The sequence below is a fragment of the Geodermatophilus sp. SYSU D00705 genome (assembly GCF_054050135.1).
Window position 1 is genome coordinate 66731 of record NZ_JBJGYT010000021.1, and the last position, 8094, is coordinate 74824.

The following is an 8094-nucleotide window of genomic DNA, read 5'->3' on the forward strand; positions in this document are numbered from 1 at the left end:
GTTCCACACTCCACCTAGGAAGCGCTCTACAGTTCCGGCATGTCGAATTCCGAGTCGGTCCCGGAGGGCCCGACCACCACGTCGGTCGACAACGCCCTCGTGCTGCTGCAGCTCGTGGGCGAGAGCCAGGCCCTGCGGGTGGCCGAGGCGGCCGACCTGCTCGGCGTCGCCCGGTCGACGGCCCACCGGCTGCTGACCGCCCTGCGCCGGCGCGGGTTCGTCACCCAGGACCGGCCCAACGGCGCCTACCGACCCGGCCCCGCGCTCTACGAGATCGGCCTGGCCGCGGTCAACCGCATCGACATCCGGCGGGTGGCCCGCCCGGTGCTCGAGCAGCTGCGCGAGGAGACCCAGGAGACGGTCAGCCTCGCCCTGCTCGAGGGGACGACGGTGCGCTTCCTCGACTGCGCCGAGAGCCCGCGGTCGGTGCGCGTCGGCAACCGCACCGGCGTCGTCCGGCCGGCGCACGCCTCGGCGGTGGGCAAGGCGGTCCTCGCCGGTCTGTCCGACGCCGAGCTGGACCGCCGCTACCCCGGCGGCACCCTCCCGGGCGGCACGACGACCGCCGCGCTCACCGACCTCGGGCAGCTGCGCGCGGAGCTCGCCACCATCCGGGCGCAGGGGTACGCCCTCAACTGGGAGGAGAGCGCCGACGGGGTGTGCGCGGTCGCCGTGGCGCTCCGGGACACCGTGGGCCAGCCGCTGGCCGGGCTCGGGGTGGCGGCGCCGAGCAGCCGCATGCGGGACGTCGAGGCCATCCGCGCGCTGGCCCCGGCCGTCGTCCGCGGTGCCGAGCTGGTGCAGGAACGGCTGCGCACGCCGTCCTGACCCGAGTGGACGCCGGGCGCCCGGGTAGCGAGGCGCCATGGCAGAGCAGAAGGGGCCCGGGGGTTTCGCCGAGCGGCTCGGGGCGGAGGTGACCACCGCCGACGACGGCAGCGCCCGCATCGGTTTCCAGGCGCGCGACGAGCACCTCAACCCGGCCGGCACCCTCCACGGCGGCGTGCTGGCCACGCTGGTCGACACGGCGATGGGCCAGGCGGTGCGCACCACCACCGGCGAGGGCGAGGTGCCGGCGACCAGCCAGCTGACCGTGACCTACCTGCGGCCGGGGCGGCCGGGGCCCCTGACCGTCACCGCGCGGGTGCGCACCCGCGGGGAGCACCTGACCGTCTGCGAGGCCGACGTCGAGCAGGAGGGCCGGGCCCTGGCCCACGCGGTCGCGACCTTCGCGCTGCTGCAGCGCTGACTGCACCCCGCGGTGCGTGGACACCGCCGGGAGGGGCCGGGACACTGCGGCCTCCGACCATGTCCGTGGGAGGTCGCGGTGAGCCACCCCTTCGACACCAGCGGCATCGAGACCGGTCCCGACGGGGTCCGTCGCTACACGGACCTGCCGCCCGACGTCCCGAGCCTGCTCCGCCGCGCGGCCGAGCGCCGCCCCGACACGGTCGCGGTGGGCGAGCTCGGCTGCGACCGGCTCACCCACCGGCAACTGTGGGACGCGGCCTGCCGCGTGGCCGGCGGGTTGAGGGCCGCGGGGGTCGCGCCCGGCGACCGGGTGGCCAACCGGCTGCCCAACGGGCTGGACTGGGTGCTGGCGTTCTGGGGGACGCTTCTGGCCGGCGCCGTCGCCGTACCGGTGAACACGCGGTTCGCCGAGTCCGAGGTGCGCTACGTCGTCGAGGACTCCGGCGCGGCGTACGTGGTCGAGCCGGGCACCCCGCTGCCGGACGGCGACCCGCTCGCGGTGCCCGCCGCCGACCACGACACCCTCGCCGCGATCTTCTACACGAGCGGGACGACGGGCTTCCCCAAGGGCGCGATGACCACCCACGGGAACTTCCTGTCCAACGTGGAGACCGTGCTGCGGTGCATGGGGATCGACCGCGACGAGCCGTCGACGACGCTGGTCTCGGTGCCGCTGTTCCACGTCACCGGCTGCAACTCCCAGCTGCTGGTGTCCGCAGCGGTCGCCGGCACCACGGTGGTCATGCCCGCGTTCGAGGTGACCGCGTTCCTCCGGGCCATCGAGGAGGAGCGGGTCACGCACCTGGTCGCCGTGCCGGCGATCTACTGGCTGGCACTGCAGCAGCCCGGCTTCGCCGACGTCGACACCTCGGCGGTCCGCGCGGTCACCTACGGCGGTGCGCCCATCGCGCCGGACCTCGTGCACCGCATCCAGCGGGCCTTTCCCACCGCGCGCGTGGGGAACGGCTTCGGGCTCACGGAGACCTCCTCGGTGACGACGTTCCTCCCGCACGAGTACGCCGCCGAGCACGCCGACTCGGTCGGGTTCCCCGCACCGGTGGTGGAGCTCGACCTGGCCGACGTCGACCCGCGCACCGGCGTCGGCGAGCTGCTCGTCCGCGGCCCCAACGTGGTCCGCGGCTACTGGGGCAAGCCGGAGCAGACCGCCGAGACCTTCGTGGGTGGCTGGCTGCACACCGGCGACCTCGCGCGCATCGACGAGCGCGGCCTCACCTACGTCGTCGACCGCAAGAAGGACGTGATCAACCGCGGCGGGGAGAACGTGTACTCCGTCGAGGTGGAGAACGCCCTGGCCGCGCACCCCGCCGTGGGCGAGGTGGCGGTGGTCGGCGTGCCCGACCCGATGATGGGCGAGAAGGTCGGTGCGGTCGTCGTCCCCCGGCCGGGCGCGGAGCTGTCAGCCGCGGACCTCCTCGGATTCGCGCGGACGCGGCTCGCCGACTTCAAGATCCCGCAGTTCCTGTGCGTCCGGGCCGACCCCCTCCCCCGCAACCCCGGGGGCAAGGTGCTCAAGCCACCACTGCGCCAGGAGTCCGAGTGGCAGCCCGTGTGACGTCCGGGCCTGTTCCGCGCCCGGACCCGGCGGTACGGTCGGTGCGGTCGCCCAACCCGCTCCGGTGAGGACCCGCGATGCCCGTGTTCATGATCGAGCGCCGGTACGCCGACGTCCTCGAGCTCACCGCCGACATGGCCGAAGGGGTCAACCGGATCAACGCCGACGAGGGCGTGCGCTGGCTGTACTCCTTCCTCTCGGTGGACAAGCGCAAGACCTACTGCCTGTACGAGGCGCCGTCGGCCGACGCCATCCACCGGGCCGCCCGGCGCGCCGGCCTGCCCGCCGACGTGGTCGTCGAGGTGGGCGGCACCCTGCAGCCGGACGGGTCACTGGCGCCCGTCTGACCCCTCCAGCAGCCCGTGCGAGGCGGCGTACATCGCCGCCTGCGTGCGGTTCCCCGCGCCGGTCTTGGCCAGGATGCTCCGGACGTGGTTGGCGACGGTGTTCTCGCTGATCACCAGCCGCTCGGAGATCTCCCGGTTGAGCAGGCCCTCGCCGAGCAGCTTGAGCACCTCCGCCTCGCGCGAGGTCAGCCCGGCGGGGCGGGCCGGCCGGGACGACGCCGTCTGCGGCGTGGGGCTCGGCCCGAACGAGCGCAGCAACCGGCCCAGACCCAGGTCGCTGGCCAGCCGGTGGGCCTCGCCGAGCAGGTCGTCGGCCCGCCGTCCCGGGTGCCCGGACCGGCGCAGGTGCGTGGCCAGCGCGACCAGGCTCTGCGCCCGGTGGACCGTCGCACCCATCCGGGTGTCCATCTCCAGGGCCGACTCCAGCAGCGGCCCGGCCGAGCTGCGGCCGAGCGCGGAGTCGATCTCGCCGAGGTACCGGTCGGCGCTGCCGAACAGCGCGACGAACTGGGCGGCCCGCAGGTTCGTGCCGCCGTACTCGGCCGCCCGCGGCCGCAGCGCGCGCAGCGCCTCGGCGTCGCCCAGGTGGAGCGCGGCCTCCACGACGAAGGCGAGGACGCAGGGCCACTGCGCGTCCTCGTAGCGGTCCAGCCCGTCGTCGAGCAGGCGGTGGAGCAACCGGTGCGCCGGCCGGTCCAGGCCCAGCTCGGTGTAGAGGGCGAGCAGCCCCGGCGCCCAGTTCTCCGCCGGCGGCTCGTCGCCGGTGATCAGCGGGCGCACCGCGGCCAGGGCGCCGGTCTCCCGCCGCAGCATGAACGTCTGCACCGCGGTGGAGCCCTCGGTGTCGTCGGTGCCGAAGGACTCCCCCAGTTCCAGCAGCCGCGCGCAGGTCCGCTCCGCGCCGGCGAAGTCGCCCACGATGAACTGGCGGCCGTAGCCGATGCACCCGGCCACGTACTCGAAGTACGGCTCGCCGGTCGCCCGCACCATGCGCAGCACGTCCCGGTACGCCGCGGCCAGGCCCTCCGGGTCGCCCTGCTGGTAGGCGATGGCCGCCCGCCAGTAGGCCGCCGGGCCGAGGTGGCTCGGGTCGCCGATCCGCTGGGCGATCTCGGTGAGCTCGGTGGCGCGCGCCAGCTTGGCGGGGGCGTCGGCGGGGCGCAGCCCGTTCCAGAGACTGGCCGCCAGCGCCGCCGCGAGCAGGCCGTCGTCCCCCAGCGCGCGGGCCATCTCGACCGACCGGCGGCCGAGCTCGGCGGACGGCTCGACCGCCCCGGTGAACGCCAGGGCGCGACCCAGCCCGGCCAGCCCCCGGACGTAGAGGGGGTCGGCGGGGTCGTGGGGCACCCCGCGCAGCGCGTCGGTGAGCAGCTCCACCGCCCGCTGGCCGGGCAGCCCCGGGCGCCAGGACGCCGCCTCGAAGCCGATGGCCGCCTCCAGCCGGTCGTGCGGGGCCGCCGCGCCGGCGACCTCCTCGCACCGGGCGCGGGCCCGGGCGAAGTCGCCGCCGAGCAGGTGTCCGCGCGCGGCCGCCAGCAGCAGCCGGTGGCGGTGCGCCGGCTCCTCGGAGAGCGCGGCCGCCTGCTCGAACCACCGCGCGGCGTCCTCGTGGGCCAGGCTGCGCGCGGCGGCCTCCGCGGCCTCGGTCAGGTAGCGGACCGCCCGGTCGGCGGCGCCGAGGGCCGCGCCCTGCGCGTAGTGGTGGGCCAGCCGCTGGGTGCGCCGGTCCGACGGCGTCCCGGAGGCCTCGAGGACGGCGGCGACCCGCAGGTGCTCGCGGGCCCGGCGGGTGGCCGGCATGAGGTCGAGGACCGCCTGCCGGGCGAGGCTGTGCGGGAACCGGAAGGCCGCACCGGCCGGCTCCAGCAGTCCGAACTCGACCGCGGTGTCCAGCGCGGCCAGCGTGCTGTCGGTGCTCCACGCGGCGACGGCGAGCACCGTGGCGAGGTCGGGCTCCTCCCCGACGACCGCGGCCAGCTCGAGGGTCTGCCGTTCGGGCACGGTGAGCCGCTCCAGCCGGGCCGCCAGCATGTCGCGGACCGACAGCGGCGCCGAGCCGGCCGGGTCCGGCCGCGCACCCGCGGCCGCGTCGCGCAGCAGCTCGCGGAGGAGGAAGGGGTTGCCGCCGGTGCGGTCGCGCAGTTGCGCGGCGGCGACCCGCGCCCGGTGCGCCGGCAGCTCCGCCTCGTGCGCCAGGTACTCGGCCACCTCCTCGGTGTCCAGCCCGGCGAGGTCCAGCCGGCGGACGCCGTCGAGCCGGTACAGGGCGGCGATGGTGCCGGTCAGCGCGGCGGAGCGCTCCGGGGCCGTCGTCCGGTGGGTGGCCACCACCAGCAGCGGCAGCTCCGCCGTCCGCTCCACGAGGTGGGCGAGCAGCTGCAGCCCCGCGCGCCCGGACCAGTGCACGTCCTCCAGGGCCAGGACGACCGGGCCGCTGCGGGTCACCCCGCGGACGGCGGTGACGGCGGCGTCGTAGAGCTCCCGCCGGGTGTCGGGCTCCGGGCTGTCGTCGTCCGCAGCCCGCCCCACCAGCCGGGCCAGCGCCTCCCGGGCCGGGCCGGGTTCGGCGGCGGGCAGCAGCGCCTCGATCGGTTCGACGAACGGCTGGTACGGCGGTCCGAGCTCCGCGGCACAGGTGCCCAGCAGCACCGTGGCGCCGCGGTCGTGCAGGAGCGCGGACAGCTCGGCCAGCAGGCGGGACTTCCCGGCGCCCGGCTCGCCGCCGAGGAAGACCACCTGGCGGGCGCCGCCGCAGGCCGCCGTCCAGAGGTCCTCGAGGCAGGCGAGCTCACTCCGGCGGCCGACGAACCGCGGGGCCGCGGCCCGGGTCCAGCGCGACGGGAGGGGTGGCGGCGTCCAGCCGGACACCCTCCCGGACGTTAGCCCTGCCCTCCGGGGCTGTCGATGGTCAGAACTGACCACGACGACCGGGTCGGCGATTCGCGCACATCTGGTCATGTGCCGACCCCGGTGCCCTCCCTAGCGTCGTCGGCCATCGACCGAGGCGCCGAGGAGGGGCCATGACGACACAGCTGCCCGGGACGCTCGCCGACCGCGTGCGGGGCCAGGTGATCCGTCCGGGGGACGACGACTACGAGCAGGCCCGCCGGGTCTACAACGGCATGATCGACGCCCGGCCCGACCTCGTCGTGCGCTGCGCCGGCGTCGACGACGTGGCGACGGTGGTGCGGTTCGCCGCGGAGGACGGCCGGGACCTGGCCGTGCGCGGCGGCGGGCACAGCGTGCCCGGCTTCGGCACCGGCGACGGCGTCGTCGTCGCCGACCTGTCGATGATGCAGGCGGTGGACGTCGACCCCGAGGCGCGGACGGCGGCGGCCGGCGGCGGGACGACGTGGGGCCGGTTCAACGACGCGACGGCGGCCTCGGGGCTGGCCACGACCGGCGGGATCGTCTCCACCACCGGGATCGGCGGCCTGACCCTCGGCGGCGGGATCGGCTACCTGACCCGCGGCTACGGCCTCTCGTGCGACAACCTGCTGTCGGCCGAGGTGGTCACCGCCGACGGCACGGTCATCACGGCGGACGAGGACGAGCACGCCGACCTCTTCTGGGCGCTGCGCGGCGGGGGCGGCAACTTCGGCGTCGTCACCCGGTTCACCTACCGCGTCCACCCGGTGGACACCATCCTCGGCGGCCCGATGTTCTTCGAGCTCTCCGACGCCGCGGCCGTCTTCGCGTTCTTCCGGGACTTCATCCGCGAGGCCCCGCGCGAGTTCGGCGGTTACCCGGGGTTCCACCAGGCTCCGCCGCTGCCGTTCATCCCCGAGGACCGGGTCGGAGAGTCCTTCGCCGTGGTGGTCCCGTGCTGGACCGGGTCGCCGGCCGAGGGGGAACGGGTGATCGACCGCTTCCGGCAGGTGGCGCGGCCGATGGCCGAGCTCGTCGGTCCCATGCCCTATCCCGCGATCAACAGCCTGTTCGACCCGCTGCTCCCGCCCGGGCTGCAGAACTACTGGAAGGCCGTGTTCGTCACCGAGCTCTCCGACGAGGCCATCGCCGCCCATGTCGAGTTCGGCTCGCGGGTGCCCACGGCCAGTTCGGGGATGCACCTGTACCCGATCAACGGCGCCGTCCACGACCTCGGCCCCGACGCGACGGCGTTCGGTCACCGGGAGGCCACCTTCGCCGCCAACATCGCCGGGTTCTGGCCCGACCCGGCCGACAACGCGGCGAACACCCAGTGGGTGCGCGACTACTACGCCGCCGTGGCGCCGCACTCCGACGCCGGCGGATACGTCAACTTCGCCTCGGGCGACGACGCCGGCAAGGCGCCGGAGAACTACGGCGCCAACTACGAGCGGCTGCGGGCGGTGAAGCGCACCTACGACCCCGGCAACCTGTTCCACCTCAACCAGAACATCCGGCCGTGAGGAGCGCCGTCATGCAGGCCATCGAGCGCACCGATCTGCCCGTCGCCATCGAGGGGAACGGCGTCGACTTCCGCGCCGCCCGGTTCGGGAGCATGAGCGTCGCCTGGGTCCGCCTGCCGGCCGGGACCGACCTGCGCCCCGCTCTGGCCGGCCTGCCGGACGACCTCTGCCCGTGCCCGCACTGGGGCTACCTGATCAGCGGGCGGCTGGTGATGCACGGCAAGGACGGCGACACGACCTACGACGGCGGCCAGGCGTTCTACTGGGCGGGCGGGCACGCGCCCGAGGCGCTGACCGACTGCGAGTACGTCGACTTCTCGCCGTCGGACGAGCTCGAGGCGGTGGTCCGGCACATCCAGGCCGGCTGAACGCGGCAGGTCCGTCGTCCACCGCCACGGGTGGGAGGCTGGTCCTTGCCGGTGTGCCTCGGGGGGGGGGGGGGGGGGGGGGGGGGGGGGGGGGGGGGGCGCCCGCGGGGGGGGGGCGGGGGGGTTTGGGGGCGGGGGGGGGGGGGGGGCGGCGGGGGGGGGTG

At 75.6% G+C, this 8094-nt stretch carries 7 protein-coding genes; 6 read left to right on the plus strand and 1 reads right to left on the minus strand.

Annotated features, from left to right (window positions below; translation table 11 throughout):
* Positions 1 to 39: 39 nt before the first annotated feature.
* The 4 genes from ACI78Q_RS16415 to ACI78Q_RS16430 all read left to right on the plus strand — a co-directional run bounded on the left by ACI78Q_RS16415 (position 40) and on the right by ACI78Q_RS16430 (position 3171).
* On the plus strand, positions 40 to 828 hold the full coding sequence (locus ACI78Q_RS16415) for an IclR family transcriptional regulator (protein ID WP_456924479.1): 789 nt from the start codon (positions 40 to 42) through the stop codon (positions 826 to 828).
* 37 nt (positions 829 to 865) lie between these two features.
* Complete coding sequence (locus tag ACI78Q_RS16420) at positions 866 to 1249, plus strand: PaaI family thioesterase (RefSeq protein ID WP_456924480.1); 384 nt, start codon at positions 866 to 868, stop codon at positions 1247 to 1249.
* A 78-nt stretch (positions 1250 to 1327) separates the two neighbouring features.
* The gene (locus ACI78Q_RS16425; protein WP_456924481.1) at positions 1328 to 2824 is read left to right on the plus strand and encodes a class I adenylate-forming enzyme family protein; all 1497 of its coding nucleotides are present in this window, start codon (positions 1328 to 1330) and stop codon (positions 2822 to 2824) included.
* Positions 2825 to 2901: 77 nt separating this feature from the next.
* Complete coding sequence (locus ACI78Q_RS16430; protein ID WP_456924482.1) at positions 2902 to 3171, plus strand: DUF4242 domain-containing protein; 270 nt, start codon at positions 2902 to 2904, stop codon at positions 3169 to 3171.
* On the opposite strand, the gene ACI78Q_RS16435 is transcribed toward ACI78Q_RS16430, so the two are convergent.
* A complete protein-coding gene (locus ACI78Q_RS16435; protein ID WP_456924483.1) occupies positions 3154 to 6039 on the minus strand; it encodes an ATP-binding protein in 2886 nt (961 codons plus the stop codon). The two genes, ACI78Q_RS16430 and ACI78Q_RS16435, sit on opposite strands and share 18 nt — an antisense overlap.
* A gap of 152 nt (positions 6040 to 6191) precedes the next feature.
* On the opposite strand from ACI78Q_RS16435, the gene ACI78Q_RS16440 reads away from it, so the two are divergent.
* Positions 6192 to 7562 carry an FAD-binding oxidoreductase gene (locus tag ACI78Q_RS16440; protein ID WP_456924484.1) on the plus strand — a complete coding sequence of 457 codons (1371 nt, stop codon included), beginning with the start codon at positions 6192 to 6194 and terminating at the stop codon, positions 7560 to 7562.
* Positions 7559 to 7930, plus strand: coding sequence for a hypothetical protein (locus ACI78Q_RS16445; protein WP_456924485.1), 372 nt, complete (start codon positions 7559 to 7561; stop codon positions 7928 to 7930). Before ACI78Q_RS16440 ends, ACI78Q_RS16445 begins: the two co-directional genes overlap by 4 nt.
* The last annotated feature ends 164 nt before the right edge of the window (positions 7931 to 8094 follow it).